This window comes from Shewanella polaris, from assembly GCF_006385555.1.
Lineage (GTDB): Bacteria > Pseudomonadota > Gammaproteobacteria > Enterobacterales > Shewanellaceae > Shewanella > Shewanella polaris.
On sequence record NZ_CP041036.1, the window covers coordinates 2,438,876 to 2,462,019 of the forward strand.

Consider the following 23,144-nt stretch of genomic DNA (forward strand, 5'->3'; position numbering starts at 1 on the left):
AAAAAGGGTAAAGCGCAAGCTTTACCCTTTTTTATCTCTACAGTTTAATGATGTTGGAAGGACAATAATGAAACATTTAAGCGGATTACAACTGATGCAAGCCATGCTAAATGGCGATTTCCCTGCCCCTTCGATTACGCAAACCATACCGATGAAAGCCATTGAGGTGAGTGAAGGCGCTGTGACTTTTGAAGCCCATGCCGATGAACGTCATCTTAATCCTATGGGTGGTGTTCACGGAGGCTTTGCCGCAACGGTTATGGACACAGTAACTGCCTGCGCTGTTCATTCAGCACTTCCGGCTGGTGTCAGTTATTCAACCATTGATTTAAACGTTAAAATGGTTCGTCCTGTTCCACAAAATCAGCGTTTAATCGCAAAGGGAAACTTAATGAACTTATCTAAATCTTTAGGTATTTCTGAAGGGACATTAACCACTGAAGACGGTAAATTATTAGCTACAGCAACAGCAACCTGTCTTATTCTTCGTCCATAGATAGTTGGGTAAACTTTTCTGTTCAACGCCGATGTTGATAGGCTAACGGCATAACAATACTCATGCATTAATGATGTATTCAACAGTCAGTAGTTGTTTAGTTTAAGGCTCTTTGTTGGAACTATGATTGTTCACTTATAAAACAAGAAATGAAAAGCCAGTCATTATATGACTGGCTTTTCATTCTATTAATGTCACGCTACTAACTTACCTGAACTCGGAATAACACAAAATTAATCCTGTTGATGACAAATAATTAGCCATATTTACTTTTCGATTTGTCCAGCAGTTTGCAGCCTCAATATCAATGCGTAATACCACATGACGGTGGTTAGACATCACTGCAAAAGCGGCTACATCTATCGCAAAAACGGCTTCTAGTTCATACAGCCGCGATTCGATCCAGCCACGACGATCCTCAAAATTCTTACCAGAATGTGTATCATTACCACACACTCTTAGTAAACAGAGAGTGTGCGACGGACGACACGACTACAACAGCTATAAAAAAGGAGTGTCTTCGACACTGATCTGAGTTCTTCTAGGGCATGGCATAGTAAGCTCCCCGCATTAACACTTATACTGAGTCTAGTAGATGATGCTAAATCACGCTATTTAATGTGGGTGTCCAGTATTATGCGTTGCCAAGTCCATGGATTTAGCATATTTACAAGGGTAACAAGGCGTGTTCGGGCACAAAAAATGGCTGACTTTCAAAATAAAGACCTTCTCGCTTCATGCGTTCTACATCCATATTTTTAATCTGTAAATTGGACATGATGGTTTTAATCCCATTAATTAATTTATGCTCTCTGGCTTTAAGAATATCTTCATTACCCCCGTCTGACGTTAAAAAACGATATTCAATTGAAAATTCACGCTGACCATTAAAATCCTGCTCAACTCAGTCATAATAAGTGCAAGTGAAACTATAATCTTTTGATAGGAAATGCCCTTTATTCCACGCTTTGCCATAAGTAGTCGTAAAATTAGTACATCTTATATTAGCTAGATAAGACACCCATGCATCACTTATATAAACATTCATCATCTTGTCGCTCTTTATTTCTTGCTCAGTTTTTATTCTATAAACCCGTTTTAAATAAGCTTCTTCATCTACCTGCATCTGATTTTGAGCCTTAAAAGATTCAAAACTAACAACTATAGTTGAAAGAAAATCTCTACTGCTTAAGACAATCCACTGGTTTTTATTATTTTCATCTGGTGTCCCGTCATATTCATATATCCAATTAGCATTTTTTGAGGTTAGCCAGTTATCTGGTGGACTAAAGCGGCCATACTCATTTTCAAATACGTCTGTGCTATCAACCTCTACAGAGGTTGAGCCACAGCCTACCAAGGCCAACACACACTAGCAATATCAGCGCCTGTCTGGGCAACAAGGCAATAAACTTAAGGATTTGTTGGGCCACATTGTGCTCCTTTATGGTCTGAACATTTGTAATCACTGTGCGCTGCTCCGCTAAACCCTTTAAATCGGTTGAGGCTTTGCACGAGCTACAACCGAAACAAACGTTAACAATGCTCACTTTGCCATCAATCTAACTTATAAATATCTTCTCTCTTGATATACAGTACATTATCTAAATCATATTTAAATCCATCACTGTATACAAAAGTGTCAGAAATATAGGTTTTGCACCAACCATCATCAGAGCAATATTGAATGGGGACTTTCCTCTCAACCCAATAATTTTCATCAACCACATAGTCTTCACCATTTTTTTGGTACAAGAATCTATCAACATACCAATTGCCAAGCGTATCGACATCACTCTTTCTCACCTCCCACATTTTTTCGGATGGTATTAACACATCATCATTTTCCCCATCATAGATGTAATACTTAACAATATACCTATACTTTATCTTATCTGCTGCTGCGCCATAGAAAGCGGTGCCTTCCGGTACCTCCTCCTGGTATTCAGGATTAACAAACCAACGCTCTATATAGTAGCCAGTATCAATGTATTTTGTGGCACCTAAAAAACTAACGCCACTGCACGCTGTTAGGAGCATTAATGATAAGCCCCACATTGATGTTAACTTTATCACTCACCACCGCCTGTTGTTTTAGGTTGTACTGTCTTTATTAAGTTGAGGCGCTCATTGAGTTTTATTCTGGCGGCCTCTCCGTAATTATAAATAAGCCACCCATTTTGAGCTTACTAACATAATCTCTGTCAGCAACATTCATGGGTCTTTATGGTCTGTCAACTTATCTCAGTACAGGACCATCGCTTAAACAAAAAAGCCAGTCATATGAATGGCTGGCTTTCTAATTTGGAATTATCAATAAAACTAATCTTCCTGTAACTCTATTTCTAGCTGTTTTGCTACTGTTTCTGGTGAGCTACTATTGCGGGCAAACAAGCTATAAGCAACAGGAATAACGATTAAGGTAAAAAATGTCGCCAGTAAAATTCCTGACAATACCACCACCCCAATAACAAAACGTGTTTCAGCTCCAGCCCCAGACGCCATCACCAACGGAATGGCGCCCGCTGCTGTGGTAATACCGGTCATAAGGATAGGTCTTAAACGTTGCGTTGAAGCTTGTAAAATAGCTTGTTGAAATTCAACACCACGGTCACGTAGTTGATTTGAGAATTCAACAATCAAAATGCCATTTTTAGCGGCTAACCCTACCAGCATAATAATACCGATTTGACTGTATATATTGATACTTTGATCTGTTAACCATAAACCTACCAGTGCACCCAAGGTTGCCAGTGGTACCGTGAGCATGATCACCATAGGGTGAACATAACTTTCAAACTGCGCAGCCAATACTAGAAATACAATACCCAAAGCAAGTAAAAAGACAAAGTTCATTGAATTACCCGACTCTTGGTAATCCAACGATGGTCCTTTATAGCTGATAACCGCTTCTGCAGGCAAATAAGTTGTAGCAAGATCATTGAGATAATCTAACGCTTCACCCAGAGTATAATCATCTGCCAAATTGGCCTCTAAGGTAATAGCACGCATTCGATTATATCGATTTAACGAACTTGCATCGGCAAACTCTTCCACTGTAACCAAGTTTGATAATGGGATTAGCTCTTGTGAGCGATCCGAGCGAACATAGAGGTTTTCCATATCAGTGGCTGTGTTTTGGTTATCACGATTACCTTCCACTATCACATCGTACTCTTCACCATCGCGCATAAAAGTGGTGACTAAACGAGATCCCAGCATTGACTCTAATGTTCTGCCAACATGAGAAATTGATACGCCTAAATCCGCCGCCCGTTCACGATCTATCACCACACGTAATTGAGGTTTAGTTTCTTGATAATCGTGATCTAAACCAATGAGCTTATGATTTTCTTTCGCTTTTTCCAGCATGATGTCACGCCATTCGGCTAATTCTTCGTAGCTTGGCCCACCAAGTACAAACTGCACAGGTTTTCCTACACCTCGTCCAAATGCTTGGCGCATAATAGGAAACGCTCTTATGCCAGCCAAATCTGCTAATCGGCCGCGTATATCGCCAATAATTTCGTTAGCGCTACGACGTTCATTCCAATCTTCTAATACAATAATGGCCATGCCATTTGAAAAATCAGATCCAGCCCCAAAACCACGTGGTGCGCGGATCAATAACCGCTTAATATCACCACTCTCAACCAAAGGCATTAAGCGCCCTTCCACTTCGTCCATGTATTTCTCTATGTACTCAAAGCTAGCACCTTGAGGTCCATTCACGATTAAAAACATCGAACCACGGTCCTCTTGAGGGGCAAATTCTTGGGGGATTTTATTGAGTAAATATCCACTCAGAGCAAAAGCAATAAGCACAACTAACGACACCAATACAGGGCGTTTCATCCCCGTTTTTAGACTGGCTAAATACCAGCCAGATAAAGTTGTCATCATTTTATCGATTTGTTTAACTAACCAAGGATCTTGCTCAGCAGGCTTGAGTAATTTAGAACACATCATTGGCGTAAGTGTTAGTGCGACAATACTCGAAAATATCACCGCGGCACTCATAGTGACGGCAAACTCTTTAAACAGCTTACCTAAATCGCCCTCTAAGAAAGTAATGGGCATAAACACAGCAACCAATACCAAAGTGGTTGCCACTACGGCAAAAGCCACTTCACGCGCCCCCAGAAAAGCTGCTTTAAGTGGTGAGTCACCTTCTTCAATACGTCGATGAATGTTTTCTAACATGACAATTGCATCATCAACCACCATACCAATAGCTAGGATCATCGCCAGTAAGGTCAATAGATTGATGGTGTACCCTAATGCATAAAGTACGATAAACGTGGCTAACAAAGACACTGGAACGGTAATGGCAGGAATTAACATTGCCCTTACAGAGCCTAAGAACAGATAAATCACTATAATAACTAAAATCATCGCAATAAATAGGGTTTGATATACCTCGTCAATCGATGCTTCAATAAATACCGAGCTGTCGTATGCACGTTTAATTTCCATACCTGCTGGTAATGTTGGATTAAGTTTATCGACTAAGGCATTGGCAGCTCGCGCCACTTCAAGAGTATTAGCAGTCGACTGCTTACTGACACCTAAGCCAATCATCGATTCTGTATTGCCCCTAAAGATAATACGTTCTTCTTCGGAGCCTATTTCAACTTTAGCCACATCACCCAGTTTTACTAAATACCCGTCATCTCCTTCAGTGATCACTAAGTTAGAAAAATCCTCAGCAGTTTTAAATACTCGGTCTAAACGCACGGTAAAATGACGGTCTTTTGATTCTATCGAACCTGCGGGTAATTCAACGTTTTCAGCACGAAGCGCGGCTTCAACATCTGACACAGTTAAGTTACGCGATGCTAACGCTTGGCGATCAATCCAAATCCGTAAGGCGTACACCTTACCGCCACCTAAACGCAAGGTTGATACACCATCAATAACCGAGAAACGGTCAACTAAATAACGATTGGCGTAATCGGTTAACTGTAAGATATCCATTTGATCGGAGACCAAATTCAGCCACATGATAACTTCATCACTGCCGTTTGCTTTAGAAATCGATGGCGCGTCAGCTTCTTCAGGGAGCTGCTCTAGTAAACTAGAAATACGATCACGAACATCATTTGTAGCGGCTTCAATATCACGATTAATATCAAATTCGATGGTGATATTTGAACGGCCATCACTACTTGATGAACTAATATGACGAATGCCTTCAACACCACTAATTTTGTCTTCAATTAGCTGGGTGATGCGGCTTTCGACCACTGAGGCACTCGCACCACGATAACTGGTTTCTACAGAAACTATGGGGGGATCGATATTCGGGTATTCACGTAACGGCAATTTACCAAAAGACACTAAACCTAATACAATCAGCAATATACTAATAACTGAAGCTAATACAGGTCTTTTAACCGATAAGTCAGTTAATATCATGCTGACGTCTCCATACCTTCAACCTGTACAAACTTAAAGTTTTCAGCTTGCTGTACCTTAACTTCATCATCTGGACGAACCTTCAAAATACCACGGATAATCACTTGCTGGCCGACTTCAAGACCTTGAGTAATTTCAACCCAACCGCGAGTACGCGTGCCTAAGGTGACTTGTTGCTGTACGACTTTATTGTCTTCGTTAACAATATAAACAAAATGTTTGCTTTGAATAGGGATAATAGCGGCTTCGGGTAATAACAGTGCCTCACGGCTTTCTTTTATTAATTTCACTTTCATCAACATACCAGGAAACAAACTGTAATCATCATTTGGCATAACGGCACGCACAATGACCGCTCGAGTAGCCGGATTGACGCGACTGTCAATAGACGTCACCACACCTTTGAATATACGGTCTGGGTAGGCAACGGCTCTAGCTTCTACTAATTTACCTGGCTGCAATTCCTGAATAAATCGTTCTGGTACAGAAAAATCTAATTTGATTTTGCTGACATCATCTAAGGTACTAATTTGCTCTCCAGGAGTGACTAAACTGCCGACACTGACTTGGCGTAAACCGAGTTTCCCCGCAAATGGTGCTTTAATAACTCGGTCATTTAACGCAGCTTTAGCTTGCGAGACCTCTGCACGAGTGGTGTCAATTAAGCTTTGCAAACGGTCGCGTTCTAATTCTGCAATGGTTTTACTGGTTACCAGTGAGCGGATTCGGTCTAACTCTCTAAGGTTTTCAACAAGTTTAATTTCAGTGACAGCCAATTTAGCTTTATGTTCGTCATTTCTTAATTGTACTAACAACGCACCTTTTTCAACCAAATCACCGTCTTTGAAATTTATTTGAGTGATTATGTCGGTGACTTTAGATGTAACAATGATGGATTCAAAGGCTTTACCTGTACCTAAAGCTTGTACTTCATCTCGAATAGGCATAATTGCCGCTTTGGCGACGACGACATTAGGGATAGGTCTCGGACGTTTAACCATTGCCTCTTTAGGCGACATTAAATAGTAAGCCGACAATGAAGCTAATGCGATGGCAATCAGTATGATTATCTTTTTCATTTGTAAGTCCGTAGGCATTGAAGCCTAAATGAATTCTATGTTTGATTATTAAGTTACTGTAATTGTACTTAGCAATGAATCTACATCAAGTCGTTTTACTTTTGCTTACAAATTACCAACATAGTAAACAGATAGTGTATTTTATTTTAATATGCATTTATTTAGATAAATAATTACTATCTATGCAAAAAACAGCACCTATATGCATATTTAAAATAAAATGGTTATGTTAAGAGATAATTACCGACACATGTTGTGACAAATAGCTAACATAAGCAGATTAAGAACATGGAAGCGAAGCATGACTACATGCCAATTAAGCAGATGAACGCATGAATCACCCAATGTTTAAGACGATTCATTTGTATAAATTAATGATTGTGACTAATTGACATATTAAGTGTATTGACTGTCAATATGAGAATAGTTTAAACCGATGATAGGCTATATATAAAATAAAAAAGAGACGCTCAATGCGTCTCTTTTTAGTAAAACGAGTTAATCGAAAAGTTTAACGCACTTTACGGTCTTCTTGCATTAAATCAGAAATAATATTGTACACTTCGGTAACTGACTCATCTGATAACGGTTTGTCTTCTAAATCATGTAATAATATTTTGGTCTGATCGACATTATCGGTTTCTTTAAGCATCAAACGATAACTGCCTTTTTTCAATGACAATTTTTCTTCGCTCCACAAAGAGCTCCAGAAACCACCACTTTCTTGCAAGTTAATGTAAAACAAACCTTCGCTCTTGTTCATGTCAACAACATCGAAACCCATTTCCGGTAACACGATACGTAAACGATCCCATACCGAATTAAAGTTTGCATCAGCTAACCAATAAGCAGGTTCTGTAGGATTAGTCATTAAATCAACTTTAATACCTAAGCTTTTTTGAATGCGAGCAGCTCGAATAGCTTGATCTCGTTTTATGCTCATATAAGCAATGGCATTATTCAGCATATCGGTGGTGTAACGACGTTTGTCTTCACCACTTAATAATATTTGTTGATCTTTATCATCGTAAAATTCTTGATGTTCAACCAAATCAATCGACACAAAGCCAGAACGTCCATGAGGTTTCACATCAACCTGATAACGGTAACGTTGACGAAGTTGATATACCTTATCGCTACTCCACCAGTTAGATTCAATGATTTCATCATTTTCAATCCAATCGGTTTCAATAAAACCAGCATCATAATCTTCATTACGAATAGCAATATTATTTTTAGCTAAATAACCATCGATAACATCAAAGATTTCTTGTTTTAAATCAGTGGTACTTTCAATTGATTCTATTACCACTCGAATGTTATCACTGCTTTCTTCTATGTGTGTGCCTTCTGCCATTGGCAATACTTGCAATGGTGCACGTATATCAAGATTTTTACCCACTAACTGTTTATTAACGTCTTTACCCACAGCAGGAATATCATACTCTTTGCTATAAGTAGGTGTGTTCAAACCCTCTGGAATAGTCAGTAATGGTATAGATTCAGCATTAACGAATTCATCAGAACCGTTGGCTTGACGGCGATCTAATGGTGTACTGCAAGCTGAAACAGCTGCAACTAGTAGTAACGGAGTGACTTTCTTCAACATGAATTTATTCTACCTCAATATCAGCTTGTTTCATTGTTTCTATTAACAGACCATGAAACTGCTCAGAAAGTTCAGTTAAAGGTAAACGGATATGACCATTAGCTATCAAGCCCATACGATGAACAGCCCATTTGACTGGGATTGGGTTCGCTTCACAAAATAAAGACCGATATATTCCGGTTAATGGCTGATCAATTTTTGCAGCTAATTGTGCATTGTTGGCTATCGCCGCGTCACACATTGCTTTAAAAGCACGTGGCACAATATTATTTGCGACGGAAATAATGCCATCACCACCCAGCAACAAAAACTCACGCGCAGTCGCATCATCACCACTGAAAAGTAAGAAGTCATCACCACATAATTCACGTAAACGTGCCACACGGCTTAAGTCACCAGTGGCTTCTTTAACACCAATAATATTACTCACAGTTGACAATTCAGCGACAGTTTCAGGCTTCATATCCACGGCGGTACGACCTGGTACATTATAAAGAATTTGCGGAATATCAGTACTTGCAGCAACGGCCGTATAATGGGCAATCAATCCCTTAGGCGTTGGTTTATTGTAATAAGGTGTCACCCCAAGCATCGCAACAATACCTGAGTTTTGCATTGATTTAGTTAAATCAATTGCTTCTGCAGTGGCATTGGCACCATTACCACCAATAACAGGAATGCGACCCGCTGCAAACTTAACCGTTTGACTAACCACATTGGCATGTTCTTTCATTGGCAAAGTCGCTGACTCGCCAGTAGTACCGACAGCAACAATAGCATCAGTACCTTGTTCAATATGAAACTCAACAAGTCTTTCTAGGCTTGCATAATCTACTGTGCCATCACTGTTCATTGGAGTGATTAAGGCTACGATGCTTCCGTTTATCATCTATCTTCCCCACGGTTTCAGGATTCGCTATGTTACTGATGCCAACCAATAATGACAAGCTCTACGGTAACCATAATCTGAAATAAGTCATTTAAGATATTTATTGCCACGTAACCTAGCATCTTTAATGCCATAGAGCTAAAAAATAATCACATTTATGTGAGTGATATAGGTTACTATATTGAGGTGTTTTAGTGAAAAATGATAGCATTAACACCCCACCAAAACTTATATACTTTGCATAAGTTTTCGCTCTACGATATCAACAAGTGAGGAAAATCCATGACCAATTATCTGGTCGTTACGGCAATGGGCGCAGATCGTCCGGGATTAGTCAGTCGTTTAGCGCGTTTAGCAAGTGAATGTGATTGCGATATCGTCGACAGTCGTATGGCATTATTTGGTAATGAATTTACCCTAATTATGATGATATCAGGCTCTTGGTCTGATATAACAAAAATTGAAAGCTTATTACCCAGTTTGAGTGTCGAGCTTGAGCTCATGACGGTAATGAAGCGAACCGCTAAACATACCCCTGAGAACTTTGTTTCTCGTATTGAAGTGATTTTCAATGGCGAAGACCAGCGCGGTACCATGAAAAGTATCACTCAGTTCTTGGCCGACAGGGGACTTGATTTAGCCGCTGTACGTTCTCACGCTGATGACAATAATAATCTTAAAACTCAATCGATTATATTAGCCATAAACATTCCCGACAAAGTGAATTTATTGAAACTTGAACAAGGTATATATGAACTGGCCGAATCAATGTCTTTAGAGTGCACAATCAAACGCATGCAAGGCATTGCAATAGAATAACCTTAGAGAGTAATGAACTTTATCGCTAAAGTTGACGTAATAAGGTCGACGACATAAAGGTATAACGATCAGATAAAGGAAACATGATGAACACATTACAAGTTGGCGACGTAGCGCCAAAATTTACCCTACAGAATCAAGCTGGTGAATCAGTCTCTTTACAAGACACACTCACTAAAGGCCCTGTTTTAGTGTACTTCTATCCTAAAGCCTCGACTCCAGGTTGTACGGTACAAGCACAAGGCCTACGCGACATTAAAGCCCAGCTTGATGAGCAACATGTCACAGTGTTTGGCATCAGCCCAGATCCAGTAGCAAAGTTGGCTAAGTTTGCGGAAAAGCAACAATTAAACTTCACATTACTCAGTGATGAAGACCATGCTGTTGCTGACGCATTTGGGGTATGGGGCGAGAAAAAATTTATGGGTAAAATTTATGACGGCATTCATCGTTTAAGTTTTATCGTCGGTACTGATGGCAAAATTAGCCATGTACTTAACAAGTTCAAAACGAAAGATCATCACGAAGTTGTATTAGCAAGCTTAGAAAAATAAGCTGCTATTTAGCTTGATAACGCGTAATAAAAAGGCTTAGCAATTTGCTAAGCCTTTTTATTACAAACAACTCCACTCAAGTCAGTTAATGATCAACTCTCTTTTGGTGAATTGTCATTTTCAGTAGTCTTGCTATCGTCGGCCATAGTATCGTCAGCTTTATCATCCGCCACAGTATCTGGTTCTTTAACATCGTTAACGGTTGCAGCTTTTTTCGCTTTCACTTCAGCAGCTTTGATTTTTGCTAGTTCCGCAGCTTCTTGTTTAATTAATGTAGCTTCTTCATCAGCTAATAAGCGGGCTTTTTCTTCAGCTTCAAACTGTGCCAATTCATCTTCTCTACGTTGTGCTTTATCAATGGCACGTTGCTCAGCTTCTTCTGCTTCGCGTACAGCTCTTGCTTCAGCGGCCGCCTTAGCTTCAGCGTCGGCCAATGCTTTGGCTTGGCGATCGGCCTCTTCATTTAATTCACGTTGAATAATTGCCTGTTCTTGCGCTTCCTGAGGCAATAAACTAATTAACTCTATCCCCACAGGTAGATTAACGGTTTCAGCACCAGATATCACTTTCACTTTACCTTCTTTGGTTAAGTAAACCAACGGCAATGCAGTTTCACCATAGCGACTCTTGAAATGTTCGAAGGTAAAGTTTTCGGTAATATTAGTGATTTTTAATACTGCACCTTTTGCCATTAAACTGGCAATTTTGGCGTAAGAGATATTCTCACCAAACAAAGATAAGCGCTTTAGATAAGACTCTGACAACTGATGACGAGCGCTAGCGCTGTCACCATTGTTTAAACCATAGACCTTTTCTGATCCCAATAAATCTTGGAAGTGAAAAGTCACCAACGGATTTAACTGACGGTAAGGAGACATCACTAATACTCGGCCAATGCCACTTGAATCCATATAATTAGCAGCATGCTCTGAAGCTGGATTACCAAAATATACCGGAATATTTTTCATTCGCGCTTCACGAATACTGTCCCAGTTATTATCCGCTAAAATGACTTTAATGTTTTTAGATATCAAAATTGAAGCCAATTCACGTGAAAATTTAGATGCCCCGAAAATTAATAAACCTTGATTAGAACCATCCTTTACACCTAAATACTTAGCCCAGCGACCCGCGGTTAAACTTTGAATCACCACGGTTCCGATAATAATCAAGAATACTAAAGGTACAATTGAACTCGCACCTTCTAAGCCAACTGATTCTAATTTGATCGCAAATAACGATGAAATGGCCGCAGCAACAATACCGCGAGGGGCAACCCAACTTAAAAACCACTTATCTTTTGACGTTAAATTGGTACCTAAACCAGAAATCCAAATGCTTAATGGACGCGCAATAAACATCGCAACTAATAGAACCCCTAGACCACCAAAACCAAGATCTATCATTGCATTAGAGTCTAATCTTGCGGCGAGTAAAATAAATAATGCCGAAATTAATAATACTGTTAGCGTCTCTTTAAACTCGAGAATATCGGCTATATCGACACCGCGCATGTTCGCTAACAAAATACCCATTACAGTCACAGTTAATAAACCAGACTCTTCTTGAAGAATATTTGAACCAACAAATACACCAAGCATGATAGTCAATACCGCGGTATTAAGCAGGTAATGCGGGAATAAGTTTTTACGAATCGCTAAACCCGTTAAATAACCCGCAGCCGCGCCTAAGCCAAAACCAAGCAGTAAAGTTAGACCCAGTGCATGTAGCACGTGCGAAGTAGGATCGGCAGTGACAGCGATATACTCAAAGACTAATACCGCAAGTAAGGCACCGATGGGGTCAATAATAATACCTTCCCAACGTAAAATGCTGGCTAAATTGGATTTTGGTTGCACGGTACGTAACATAGGCACAATCACTGTCGGCCCTGTTACTACCACTAACGCACCAAATAACATCGCAATTGCCCAGTCAAAACCAAGCAGATAATGTGCAGCAGGCGCAATACAGGCCCAAGTGATAAAAGCACCTATGGTAACGAGGTGAGTCACCATTCTGCCGTGATCTTTAATTTCTTTAAAGTTGAGCGTCAATGCCCCTTCAAACAAAATGACCGCAACACCTAACGAAATAATAGGAAACAACAAATCGCCAAAGATCTCATCAGGATCGAGGATCCCTAACCCTGGCCCTAACAATAATCCACACAATAAAAGTGGTAAAATTGCGGGTAGACGTAATTTCCAACCCACCCATTGACACAAAAGTGATAGCACGCCGATTAAAGCCAGCATACCTGTAATGTGTTCAACCATAATCATTTCCTTTTGTATTGCTCTCATTGCCCATCACTAACACTAAAAAGCAATGCGGCTTAATTTAATATCCAACTCTAAATGCAGTCAGCATAATTGTTGGTATGCCAAGCTGATTTAGTAAAATAATCAATAGCAATTAATCACTATTATTCATCCGTTTGATTTTTTATTACATCATAAATAACCCATCGTTATATGACGTTTGTATGTCAGCGCTTAAAAACATTGTTCAACAAATATGGCTGACAAAATTCAGCATATAACATACTAATTTAACCAAGGGATCAAGACTTTTTTGACCAATATCACATTTTATACCATTTAAACGTTAGATGAGTAAATATCTGATTTAAATGAGCAAATAGTCCTATAACCATACACCCTAATCGTTTGTTTTTTAGCTTCAATTCGCTCAGAAACAAAAAAACCTCAGCTTTTGCTGAGGTTTTTATAAGCATAAACCGCGATATTATTGAGGAATTCGTACCTTACCTTCCATTAATACTCGTGCACTACGGCTCATGATGGCTTTTTTAACCTGCCATTGACCTTGCACTAATTCTGCTTCTGCTCCCACTCTAAGCGTGCCAGAAGGATGACCGAAGCGAACGGCTTTACGTTCACCACCACCGGCAGCCAAATTAACTAATGTGCCAGGGATAGCGGCTGCAGTGCCAATCGCCACCGCTGCGGTTCCCATCATCGCATGATGCAGTTTACCCATAGACAATGCCCGCACGACTAGATCGATATCGTCAGTATTAACCGCTTTACCACTGGATGAAATATAATTCGCAGCAGGTGCAACAAAGGCCACTTTAGGGGTATGTTGACGAGCTGCAGCCTCATCAATATGGTCGATTAAGCCCATTTTTACTGCACCATAAGCACGAATGGTTTCAAACATGGCTAAGGCTTTATCATCATTATTAATGTCATCTTGCAACTCAGTACCTTGATACTGAATATCTGCTGCATTAATGAAAATCGTTGGAATGCCCGCATTAATCATGGTGGCGTTAAAGCTCCCAACGCCTGGCACGTCAAGTTTATCGACCACGTTACCTGTGGGAAACATAGCGCCGTCACCGTCAGCAGGGTTTAAAAACTCCACTTGCACTTCAGCTGCGGGAAACGTCACACCATCAAGTTCAAAATCACCGGTTTCTTGTACTTCACCATTGGTAATAGGGACATGAGCAATAATGGTTTTATGAATATTAGCTTGCCAAATACGCACGATTGCGGTGCCATTTTCAGGCACTCGGCTTGGATCGATTAAACCATTACTAATTGCAAATGATCCCACCGCTGCGGTTAAATTACCGCAGTTTCCGCTCCAGTCGACAAATGGTTTATCAATCGAGACTTGACCAAATAAATAGTCAACATCATGATCAGCTTGAGTACTTTTGGATAAGATAACTGTTTTACTGGTACTTGACGTTGCTCCGCCCATGCCATCGGTATGTTTACCGTAAGGATCGGGACTGCCAATAACACGTAGTAATATTGCATCGCGGGCAGCGCCAGCCACTTGAGCGGCTGCAGGCAAGTCAGTCAAACTGAAAAATACCCCTTTACTGGTGCCGCCGCGCATATAAGTCGCTGGAATTTTCATTTGTGGTAAATGAGCCATCACATATTCCTAAAATAACAAAAGACCAAACCGGCAAGCCATCAATAAGCTTATAAGCTGCCGGTTAAATAAGGCACAAAATCACATGATTACTTGGTTTCGTTGGCTAAAAAGTCCTGAGCAAAACGTTGTAATACACCACCAGCTTCATAAATTGACAATTCTTCGGCAGTGTCAACACGACACTTAACCGGAATAGTCACTTGCTCACCGTTTTTCCGGGTCATAATAACTTGTAACATTGCACCCGGCTTACGTTCACCAACCACATCATAGGTTTCGGTACCATCAATATGATAAGTATGACGATTATGGCCTGCAGTGAACTCAAGCGGTAATACGCCCATACCCACCAAGTTAGTGCGGTGAATACGTTCAAAGCCTTCAGCAACAATCACTTCTACCCCTGCAAGACGCACGCCTTTGGCCGCCCAGTCACGTGACGAACCTTGGCCATAATCCGCACCAGCGATAATAATCAGTGGCTGCTTACGTTCCATATAGGTTTCAATCGCTTCCCACATGCGAGTCACTTTGCCTTCAGGCTCTACACGCGCAAGTGATCCTTGCTTAACCTTACCGTTTTCCTGAACCATTTCGTTAAACAGTTTAGGGTTAGCAAACGTGGCACGTTGCGCAGTTAAGTGATCGCCTCGATGAGTGGCATAAGAGTTAAAGTCTGCTTCTGGCAAACCCATTTTGTGTAAATATGCTCCAGCAGCACTGTCGAGCATAATCGCATTGGATGGTGATAAATGATCTGTGGTGATGTTGTCTCCAAGCACTGCCAATGGACGCATACCTTTCATGGTGCGCTCACCCGCCAAGGCTCCGTCCCAATAAGGTGGGCGGCGAATATAAGTACTTTGTGGACGCCAATCATATTGTGGATTTACGTGGCTGCCATACTCGACTTTAATGTCGAACATTGGTTCATAGACTTTACGGAATTGTTCAGGCTTAACGCTTGCTTTAACAACTGCATCAATTTCTTCATCGGTTGGCCAAATGTCTTTCAACGTAACCGCTTGGCCTTGATTATCGATGCCTAAGATATCTTTTTCAATATCAAAACGAATCGTACCAGCAATGGCGTAAGCAATAACCAAGGGTGGTGATGCTAAAAATGCTTGTTTGGCATAAGGATGAATACGACCGTCAAAGTTACGGTTGCCCGACAACACCGCAGTGGCGTATAAGTCGCGATCAATTACTTCTTGTTGAATCACCGGATCGAGCGCGCCGCTCATGCCGTTACACGTGGTACAGGCAAAACCGACAATGCCAAAACCTAAGTTTTCAAGTTCAGGTAACAACCCCGCTTCTTCTAAATACAATTGTACTGCTTTAGAGCCTGGCGCAAGTGATGATTTCACCCAAGGTTTACGTAATAAACCACGAGCATTAGCATTGCGAGCCAATAAACCTGCGGCAATCATGTTGCGTGGGTTACTGGTGTTAGTACAACTGGTAATGGCAGCAATAATCACAGCACCATCGGGCATTTTACCGGGTTCGTTTTCAACCACGCCACTAATGCCACGAGCGGCTAATTCTGATGTGGGTACGCGATTATGTGGGTTTGACGGCCCAGCAATGTTACGCCCAACAGAAGATAGATCAAAATGCAGTACCCGTTCATAAACTACGTTTGTTAAGGTATCAGCCCATAAACCCGCTTGCTTTGCATAGGTTTCGACTAATTTAACTTGCTCGTCGTCACGACCGGTTAGCGTTAAGTAATCAATAGTTTGTCTATCAATATAAAACATCGCGGCAGTGGCACCGTATTCTGGCGTCATGTTCGTAATGGTCGCGCGATCGCCAAGGGTTAAATGGGTAGTCCCTTCGCCATAAAACTCTAAGTAAGATGACACAACTTTTTGCGCACGAAGATATTCTGTTAACGCTAGTACTATATCGGTTGCTGTAATGCCCGGTTGCGGCTTACCCGTAACCTCTACACCAATAATATCTGGCAGACGCATGTAAGATGCACGGCCGAGCATGACGCTTTCAGCTTCTAAACCGCCAACACCAATGGCAATCACGCCTAATGCATCTACATGAGGTGTATGGCTGTCGGTGCCGACTAAGGTGTCAGGAAATGCAACACCGTTTTGTGCATGCACCACAGGTGACATACGCTCTAAGTTAATTTGATGCATGATGCCGTTACCCGGTTGGATAACATCAACATTTTTAAACGCCGTTTTAGTCCAATTGATAAAGTGAAAACGGTCTTCATTACGGCGGTCTTCAATGGCACGGTTTTTTTCAAAGGCGTCTTTGTCAAAACCCGCATATTCTACCGCTAATGAATGATCTACAATCAATTGAGTCGGTACTACGGGATTTACTTTTGATGGGTCACCGCCTTTTTCAGCAATCGCATCACGCAGCCCCGCTAAATCGACTAATGCGGTTTGGCCTAAAATATCGTGACAAACCACGCGAGCCGGATACCACGGAAAATCAAGATCACTTTTGCGCTCAATCAATTGCTTTAAGGAATCAGTAAGCGTCTCTGGCGAACAACGACGCACTAGGTTCTCGGCAAACACGCGAGAACAATAAGGAAGCTTGGCAAAGGCACCAGGCTCAATTGCATCAACAGCCTCTTGGGTGTCAAAATAATCTAATTGGGTGCCAGGTAAGGCTTTACGGTATTGAGTATTCATAACTTCATCCACAATAAATATGAAAGTAATAAGCGCTAATCTATATCGAAAAAAACCGAGTCATCATAATGAGACTCGGCAAACTGATTAACGTTGGCTAATAGGCACCACTTTACGAGGCTCACTTCCCACATAATCTGCACTTGGACGAATAATACGGTTATTTGAACGCTGCTCCATCACGTGTGCAGCCCAACCCGTTAAACGTGAACAGACAAAAATCGGCGTAAACAATTTAGTCGGAATACCCATAAAATGGTAAGCAGAAGCATGGAAGAAGTCTGCATTACAAAATAGCTTTTTGGTGTCCCACATAAACTCTTCACAGGCGACTGAAATGTCGTATAAAGAAGTATCGCCGTTTTCGTGAGCCAGTTTTTCAGACCACTTCTTAATAATCACATTACGTGGATCAGACACACTATAAATAGCATGGCCAAAGCCCATGATTTTTTCTTTGCGCTCTAACATCGATGCCATCTGTTCTTTAGCGTCTGCTGGTGAGCTAAACTTTTGGATCATATCCATCGCCGCTTCGTTAGCACCACCGTGTAGTGGACCACGTAAAGTACCAATCGCACCAGTAACACAAGAATACATATCAGATAATGTTGAGGCACATACACGCGCGGTAAAGGTTGATGCGTTGAATTCATGCTCAGCATACAAAATCAACGACACATCCATTACCTTACGATGCATTTCTGACGGCGTTTCACCACGAAGTAATTTGAGGAAATGACCACACAAAGAATCTTCATCTGTGGTGCAATCAATTTCTACGCCGTCATGAGTATAACGGTACCAATAACACATGATGGCCGGGAATGCGGCTAATAAGCGGTTTGCCGCTTTGTGTTGCTGAGTGAAATCGACTTCTGGCTCAAGATTACCTAAAAACGAGCAACCCGTTCGCATTACATCCATTGGATGTGCATCAGCAGGAATAAGTTTTAATACCGACTTAAGAGCATCAGGTAAATCACGCTGTGCTTTTAATTCGGTTTTGTAAGCACTTAACTGAGCTTGGTTTGGTAACTCACCATTAAATAATAAATAAGCGACTTCTTCAAAGGTAGCGTTATCGGCTAAATCAGAGACATCGTAGCCGCAGTACGTTAGGCCTGAACCTGATTTACCAACAGTACATAATTTTGTTTCGCCAGCACTCTGACCGCGTAATCCTGCGCCTGATAATTTCTTGTCTACCATGATATTTCCCTTCTTTTGCTTTTCGCGATTTAGCACTGCTAAATCGCGGTTGTAGGCTATTGTTATTTTAATTGTAATCGAGTCTTATTGTTGTACTGAGGCTGCTATTTATTTTTGCCTTCCGCAAACAAACTGTCTAATTTTTGTTCATAATCGTGATAACCAAGATAGTCGTATAAATCCATACGAGTTTGCATGGTATCAACCACTGCTTTTTGGTCGCCATCGGTTAAAATTGCGCTGTAAACATTTTCAGCTGCTTTGTTCATCGCACGGAATGCACTCAATGGGTACAACACCATTGCAGCGCCCCACTCACCTAATTGTTGCTTATTCCATAATTCAGTTTGGCCAAATTCAGTAATATTAGCCAAAATAGGCACATCTAAAGCCTCAGCAAAGGCGCGATAATGCTCTTCTGTTTGAATCGCTTCAGCAAAAATACCGTCAGCACCCGCTGCCACATACGCTTTAGCACGTTCAATAGCGGCTTCTACCCTTCTTGAGCAAATGAGTCTGTGCGCGCCATAATGAAAAAGTCAGGATCGGTACGGGCATCAACGGCCGCTTTAATACGATCGACCATTTCTTCTACTGGGACAATTTCTTTATTTGGGCGATGGCCACAACGCTTTTGTGCCACTTGGTCTTCCATGTGTACCGCTGCAGCGCCGGCTTTTTCCATGTCACGAATGGTTTTGGCAATATTAAATGCCCCCCCCCAACCCGTATCAATATCCACCAGCAAAGGTAAATCACAGGCTGAAGTAATACGCTGCACATCAACAAGCACGTCAGTTAGTGATGTCATGCCTAAATCGGGGTAAACCATAAGAAGCGTTAGCCACGCCGCCGCCAGATAAGTAAATCGCTTGATGACCAATTTGCTTTGCCATCATGGCGGCATAAGCATTAATGGTACCGACAATTTGCAGTGGTTTGTTGTTAGCTAATGCTTGACGAAATTTTTTACCTGCACTCATGATATTTCCCTCTATGCAATTAAGACCGTGGACACTAACGCCACAGATAAGTCGTTACGATAATTTATGTTCAATACTGTTTTTAGAATACATAATGTGGCGGCGCATCAGCATTTCGGCTAATTCTGCGTCACGATTTAAAATGGCCTGAACAATGTGTTTGTGTTCATCATAGGCAGTTGTCACACGAGGACCTGCCATGCCAAGTTGCACCCGATACATGCGCACTAAATGATAAATACCATCAAACAACATTGAAATTAGGTGTTTGTTTTTACTGCCTAAAATAATCCGATAATGAAAATCAACATCGCCAGCTTCTTGGTAATAAGACTTGCCACCTTTAACTTCATCAAAGTGAGATTGTAATAAAGCACTTAAATCAGCAATTTCGTTATCACTCATATTTGTCGCCGCTAAACGTGCCGCCATACCTTCAAGTGATTCACGAACTTGATACAGCTCTATCAACCCTTGTGGAGATAACGCAACCACACGAGCCCCTACGTTGGCTTTTCGCTCAACAATATGGCACGACTCTAATCGGTTAATGGCTTCACGGATCACGGCTCTACTCACGGCATACTTTGTCGACAATTCAGTTTCGCTCAATTTAGAGCCGGCCTGAATACGACCTTCGACTATATCGTCTCTAAGGGCTACAAAGGTCTTATCTGCAGAAGTAATCGGCTGGTTCATGCTTGTATCCTAGGCATTTAAAATTGATCTATCACAACAAGTTGTCGACAATATAACACCTATCGAATAGATAACAAGCAAAAAAGGCCCTTATTGTCGACAATAGTTTACTTGACGAGTAAATTTTGTCTTGCACTTAATGTAGAGAGGTTTACAGGGAAGACTCCCCCTGCGACAAAATGCCGCAGATAGAGGATATTCAATTGTCGCAATGGCAAAGTTGGAGCAAAATTAATAATAGGATAACGTCAGTGGCATCCCCCTTTTAATAACTATAATTCGCTGACGTTTATTCGTTTTGGTACACACTTTGGCGTTATTTGATTGCAAACTGATTGGTCATAGATTGATGAGTTACAATTGAATGTCTACTCAATGCTTGGTGACTTTACTCAGCCTCTATCTGCTATGGGAATGGGGATAGAGGCTGATTAAAGGTATCGCTTTTATTATGAATAAGATTATTGGGCCTCTATTGATATAGAGGCCTTTTTTTATTGTTTTTTTATCACTTCAATTTTACATCTAAACCCAATGAGACTAGCCCCGATTAAAGTTGTGATGACCGCAGAGCGCATGATGGCATACATGACTAATTTAGCCGTTTATGGCTAAAAATAAACATTTAGCCACTTTAGGCTAATGATAATGTGACAGCCTAATCGTCATATATGTTGAAAAACAATCCTGACACAAGTGCTATTGAGCATGACACCAATCAAAGCCCATAGATTATCTTAACGTTACGACGAGCAGCTTAAATGCGAACAACCACCTACCCCAAAGAATTCAGATGCCTTGATTCGATAGTATTTGTCCTCAACGTCCTGGGACTGCTCAGCGTAAGGCTGCGTCATAACGTCCTGTAGTTCTCGAACCAGCGAATAATTGCCAACACTGGCTTGTTGATAAGCAGGCACCAGCAACCACTCTCGCAAGGTATATTTAGGGTTAACGAGTTTCATCTGCGAAGCGATCTCATCACGGCTACGTGGCTTCTTATTCGTGTCGCTAGCACTGCCTAGCAATGATTGCCATTGTGTCAGCCAAGCAGACCAACGCTGCTCGAATCCTTTTGGCGCTTGCGATAAGTCGCGGTAGAAACTTTTTGTCAGTGGGCCAATATCATCAGGCAGCGACGAAAGCTCACGGAAAAACAGGGTGTAATCCACTGGCGTTTGCAGCATAAGCGTTTCAAGCTCATTAAATAGCGCTGTATCAAAAGTGCTAAGTCCAAGTTTAGCCGCCCACATCTGCTCCATTTTTGCTTCCATCTCAGCTGAAAAGCCATTAACCAACTGCTGGAGCTGTTCTAGATAATCTGGTTTAGACATCAGTAATGGGCTTAGTGCCGAGCAAAACATCAAGAAATTACGTTCTGCAGCTACACCTTGATTAAGAAAAGCGAAATGCTGACCGCCACCCGTCCAAGGTTGATATTGTGGGTTAAACACATCGCAGAATCCGAATGGACCGTAATCGAGAGTGAAGCCACCAGCGGCACAGTTATCGCTATTAAAGTTACCCTGACAGTAACCAACACGGATCCAGTTCGCTATCAATGACGTCAGACGACTACGGAACTCGCGCGCCAACAAAAGCACTTTTTCTTCATTAGTGAGTTGTTGGTCGATAACATCAGCGTATTCACGGTCAACTAAATGCAACATCAACTGTTCAAGCTCTGCCATCGCTTGAGGGTGTTCTTGCTTACGGGCGCGGCGACCGAATAGCTCAAGTTGACCAACCCGAATAAACGAGGGTGCCACACGCGTCGAGATAGCAACAGCCTCGGTGATCATTTGGTCAGGATCTTGTGCGTTAGAGCCCTCAGAATACCAAGGCCGCTGGACAGTCTCGGTTTTAGACACATACAAACTCAGCGAACGAGACGTTGGCACGCCAAGCGCGTGCATGTGCTCTTGTGCGAGAAACTCACGTACACTAGAGCGCAACACCGCGCGACCGTCTGCACCACGGCAATATGGCGTGCGGCCACCACCTTTAAGCTGCATTTCCCAGCGTTTATCGTTAATCACTGCTTCTAGCACAGAAACCGCTCGACCATCGCCGTAGCCATTACCCGTTCTGAACGGACATTGTTGGATGTATTCGGTACCAAAAATAGACAGTGCATATCCACATGCCCACCCAACCTTGCTCATTGGCTCAGGAACGTTTGAAAGGTCGCCGGAGAATAAGCTCATAAAATCGGCAAACTGCGCCATGCTGTCGGCAAAACCCAATTCAGCAAAGAAGCTGTTGCTGTGTGCTACATACTCTGGGGTTTCAATCGGTGTTGGTTTAACAGGCACATAGTGGCCCGAAAACACTTGTCGTGGCGCATGGTCGACGCCGTTTGATGTTGCGTCAGGATCACTGTTAAGCGTGTCCATCAACGAGTAATTGACCAATTTAGCGAGATCGTCGACTGTCTCGACAGTAACGGGAGTTTGCTGGGACTGTTGATTAGTCATAGGGATACCTTGTTGTTTGAGTCGAAGGGTTGTTCATAACTTGATGGTTTATCGTGTCGACGATTATTCGATTTGTTCTATGTCTGGGAGCGGATCTTTTCAGCATATAATGTCGAAGGCCTGCGCTGTGATATTTGAAAGAGTCTGAGATAAATGGATGGTACCGACACCCATGGTAACGACTCGTTGTAGTAATGGAAAGCTTAGCTTGCTTCATCTGCAATGTATCTATTTTATCATATTGTACATAGTATCTGATTTATGGCCTGCGACCACTAACGTCGTGACGCTTCACCCACACCAGATT

General features: G+C 41.7%; 15 protein-coding genes and 2 pseudogenes. 3 read left to right on the plus strand and 14 right to left on the minus strand.

Annotated features, from left to right (window positions below; translation table 11 throughout):
• Window positions 1–67: 67 nt before the first annotated feature.
• Window positions 68–496 (plus strand): PaaI family thioesterase, encoded by a 429-nt coding sequence (locus FH971_RS10625; protein WP_140234278.1) that lies wholly within the window; start codon window positions 68–70, stop codon window positions 494–496.
• A 267-nt stretch (window positions 497–763) separates the two neighbouring features.
• Here the strand turns inward: FH971_RS10625 and FH971_RS20550 are convergent.
• From FH971_RS20550 to dapA, 7 genes and pseudogenes are all read right to left on the minus strand, one after another.
• Window positions 764–1,051, minus strand: a pseudogene (locus FH971_RS20550) (transposase); the annotation flags it as partial.
• 349 nt (window positions 1,052–1,400) lie between these two features.
• Window positions 1,401–1,865 carry a hypothetical protein gene (locus FH971_RS10635; RefSeq protein ID WP_140234279.1) on the minus strand — a complete coding sequence of 155 codons (465 nt, stop codon included), beginning with the start codon at window positions 1,863–1,865 and terminating at the stop codon, window positions 1,401–1,403.
• A gap of 188 nt (window positions 1,866–2,053) precedes the next feature.
• Window positions 2,054–2,572 (minus strand): hypothetical protein, encoded by a 519-nt coding sequence (locus FH971_RS10640; RefSeq protein WP_140234280.1) that lies wholly within the window; start codon window positions 2,570–2,572, stop codon window positions 2,054–2,056.
• Between the two features lie 246 nt (window positions 2,573–2,818).
• On the minus strand, window positions 2,819–5,914 hold the full coding sequence (locus FH971_RS10645) for an efflux RND transporter permease subunit (protein WP_140234281.1): 3,096 nt from the start codon (window positions 5,912–5,914) through the stop codon (window positions 2,819–2,821).
• Window positions 5,911–6,993: an efflux RND transporter periplasmic adaptor subunit gene (locus tag FH971_RS10650; RefSeq protein WP_137227009.1), complete on the minus strand. Its 1,083-nt coding sequence runs from the start codon at window positions 6,991–6,993 to the stop codon at window positions 5,911–5,913. The genes FH971_RS10645 and FH971_RS10650 overlap by 4 nt, the downstream gene beginning before the upstream one ends.
• A gap of 511 nt (window positions 6,994–7,504) precedes the next feature.
• Window positions 7,505–8,602: an outer membrane protein assembly factor BamC gene (gene bamC, locus FH971_RS10655; RefSeq protein WP_137227008.1), complete on the minus strand. Its 1,098-nt coding sequence runs from the start codon at window positions 8,600–8,602 to the stop codon at window positions 7,505–7,507.
• Window positions 8,603–8,606: 4 nt separating this feature from the next.
• Window positions 8,607–9,491, minus strand: a complete 885-nt coding sequence (gene dapA, locus FH971_RS10660) for a 4-hydroxy-tetrahydrodipicolinate synthase (protein WP_140234282.1) — start codon at window positions 9,489–9,491, stop codon at window positions 8,607–8,609.
• A gap of 282 nt (window positions 9,492–9,773) precedes the next feature.
• On the opposite strand from dapA, the gene FH971_RS10665 reads away from it, so the two are divergent.
• Both FH971_RS10665 and bcp read left to right on the plus strand, forming a co-directional pair.
• Window positions 9,774–10,310 (plus strand): glycine cleavage system transcriptional repressor, encoded by a 537-nt coding sequence (locus FH971_RS10665; protein WP_137227006.1) that lies wholly within the window; start codon window positions 9,774–9,776, stop codon window positions 10,308–10,310.
• An 86-nt stretch (window positions 10,311–10,396) separates the two neighbouring features.
• Window positions 10,397–10,864, plus strand: coding sequence for a thioredoxin-dependent thiol peroxidase (bcp, locus tag FH971_RS10670; protein WP_140235569.1), 468 nt, complete (start codon window positions 10,397–10,399; stop codon window positions 10,862–10,864).
• A gap of 92 nt (window positions 10,865–10,956) precedes the next feature.
• Here the strand turns inward: bcp and FH971_RS10675 are convergent, their stop codons facing one another.
• The 7 genes and pseudogenes from FH971_RS10675 to FH971_RS10705 form a co-directional block, all read right to left on the minus strand.
• Window positions 10,957–13,143, minus strand: coding sequence for a cation:proton antiporter (locus tag FH971_RS10675; protein ID WP_240778279.1), 2,187 nt, complete (start codon window positions 13,141–13,143; stop codon window positions 10,957–10,959).
• A gap of 472 nt (window positions 13,144–13,615) precedes the next feature.
• Window positions 13,616–14,785, minus strand: a complete 1,170-nt coding sequence (gene prpF, locus FH971_RS10680) for a 2-methylaconitate cis-trans isomerase PrpF (RefSeq protein ID WP_140234283.1) — start codon at window positions 14,783–14,785, stop codon at window positions 13,616–13,618.
• Window positions 14,786–14,874: 89 nt separating this feature from the next.
• Window positions 14,875–17,466, minus strand: coding sequence for a Fe/S-dependent 2-methylisocitrate dehydratase AcnD (acnD, locus tag FH971_RS10685; RefSeq protein WP_167496007.1), 2,592 nt, complete (start codon window positions 17,464–17,466; stop codon window positions 14,875–14,877).
• Window positions 17,467–17,553: 87 nt separating this feature from the next.
• A complete protein-coding gene (gene prpC / locus FH971_RS10690) occupies window positions 17,554–18,678 on the minus strand; it encodes a bifunctional 2-methylcitrate synthase/citrate synthase (protein ID WP_140234284.1) in 1,125 nt (374 codons plus the stop codon).
• Between the two features lie 104 nt (window positions 18,679–18,782).
• Window positions 18,783–19,661: pseudogene (prpB, locus tag FH971_RS10695) on the minus strand (methylisocitrate lyase).
• A gap of 54 nt (window positions 19,662–19,715) precedes the next feature.
• Complete coding sequence (locus FH971_RS10700) at window positions 19,716–20,360, minus strand: GntR family transcriptional regulator (RefSeq protein ID WP_137227001.1); 645 nt, start codon at window positions 20,358–20,360, stop codon at window positions 19,716–19,718.
• Window positions 20,361–21,103: 743 nt separating this feature from the next.
• Window positions 21,104–22,837, minus strand: coding sequence for a protein adenylyltransferase SelO (locus FH971_RS10705; RefSeq protein WP_140234285.1), 1,734 nt, complete (start codon window positions 22,835–22,837; stop codon window positions 21,104–21,106).
• Window positions 22,838–23,144: the final 307 nt, after the last annotated feature.

Excerpts from the sequence above, each read along its gene's own strand:
- FH971_RS10625 (WP_140234278.1), top strand. The coding sequence starts at position 68 with ATGAAACATTTAAGCGGATTACAACTGATGCAAGCCATGCTAAATGGC.
- FH971_RS10645 (WP_140234281.1), bottom strand. The coding sequence starts at position 5,914 with ATGATATTAACTGACTTATCGGTTAAAAGACCTGTATTAGCTTCAGTT.
- FH971_RS10650 (WP_137227009.1), bottom strand. The coding sequence starts at position 6,993 with ATGAAAAAGATAATCATACTGATTGCCATCGCATTAGCTTCATTGTCG.
- bamC (WP_137227008.1), bottom strand. The coding sequence starts at position 8,602 with ATGTTGAAGAAAGTCACTCCGTTACTACTAGTTGCAGCTGTTTCAGCT.
- dapA (WP_140234282.1), bottom strand. The coding sequence starts at position 9,491 with ATGATAAACGGAAGCATCGTAGCCTTAATCACTCCAATGAACAGTGAT.
- FH971_RS10665 (WP_137227006.1), top strand. The coding sequence starts at position 9,774 with ATGACCAATTATCTGGTCGTTACGGCAATGGGCGCAGATCGTCCGGGA.
- bcp (WP_140235569.1), top strand. The coding sequence starts at position 10,397 with ATGAACACATTACAAGTTGGCGACGTAGCGCCAAAATTTACCCTACAG.
- FH971_RS10675 (WP_240778279.1), bottom strand. The coding sequence starts at position 13,143 with ATGGTTGAACACATTACAGGTATGCTGGCTTTAATCGGCGTGCTATCA.
- prpF (WP_140234283.1), bottom strand. The coding sequence starts at position 14,785 with ATGGCTCATTTACCACAAATGAAAATTCCAGCGACTTATATGCGCGGC.
- acnD (WP_167496007.1), bottom strand. The coding sequence starts at position 17,466 with ATGAATACTCAATACCGTAAAGCCTTACCTGGCACCCAATTAGATTAT.
- prpC (WP_140234284.1), bottom strand. The coding sequence starts at position 18,678 with ATGGTAGACAAGAAATTATCAGGCGCAGGATTACGCGGTCAGAGTGCT.
- FH971_RS10700 (WP_137227001.1), bottom strand. The coding sequence starts at position 20,360 with ATGAACCAGCCGATTACTTCTGCAGATAAGACCTTTGTAGCCCTTAGA.
- FH971_RS10705 (WP_140234285.1), bottom strand. The coding sequence starts at position 22,837 with ATGACTAATCAACAGTCCCAGCAAACTCCCGTTACTGTCGAGACAGTC.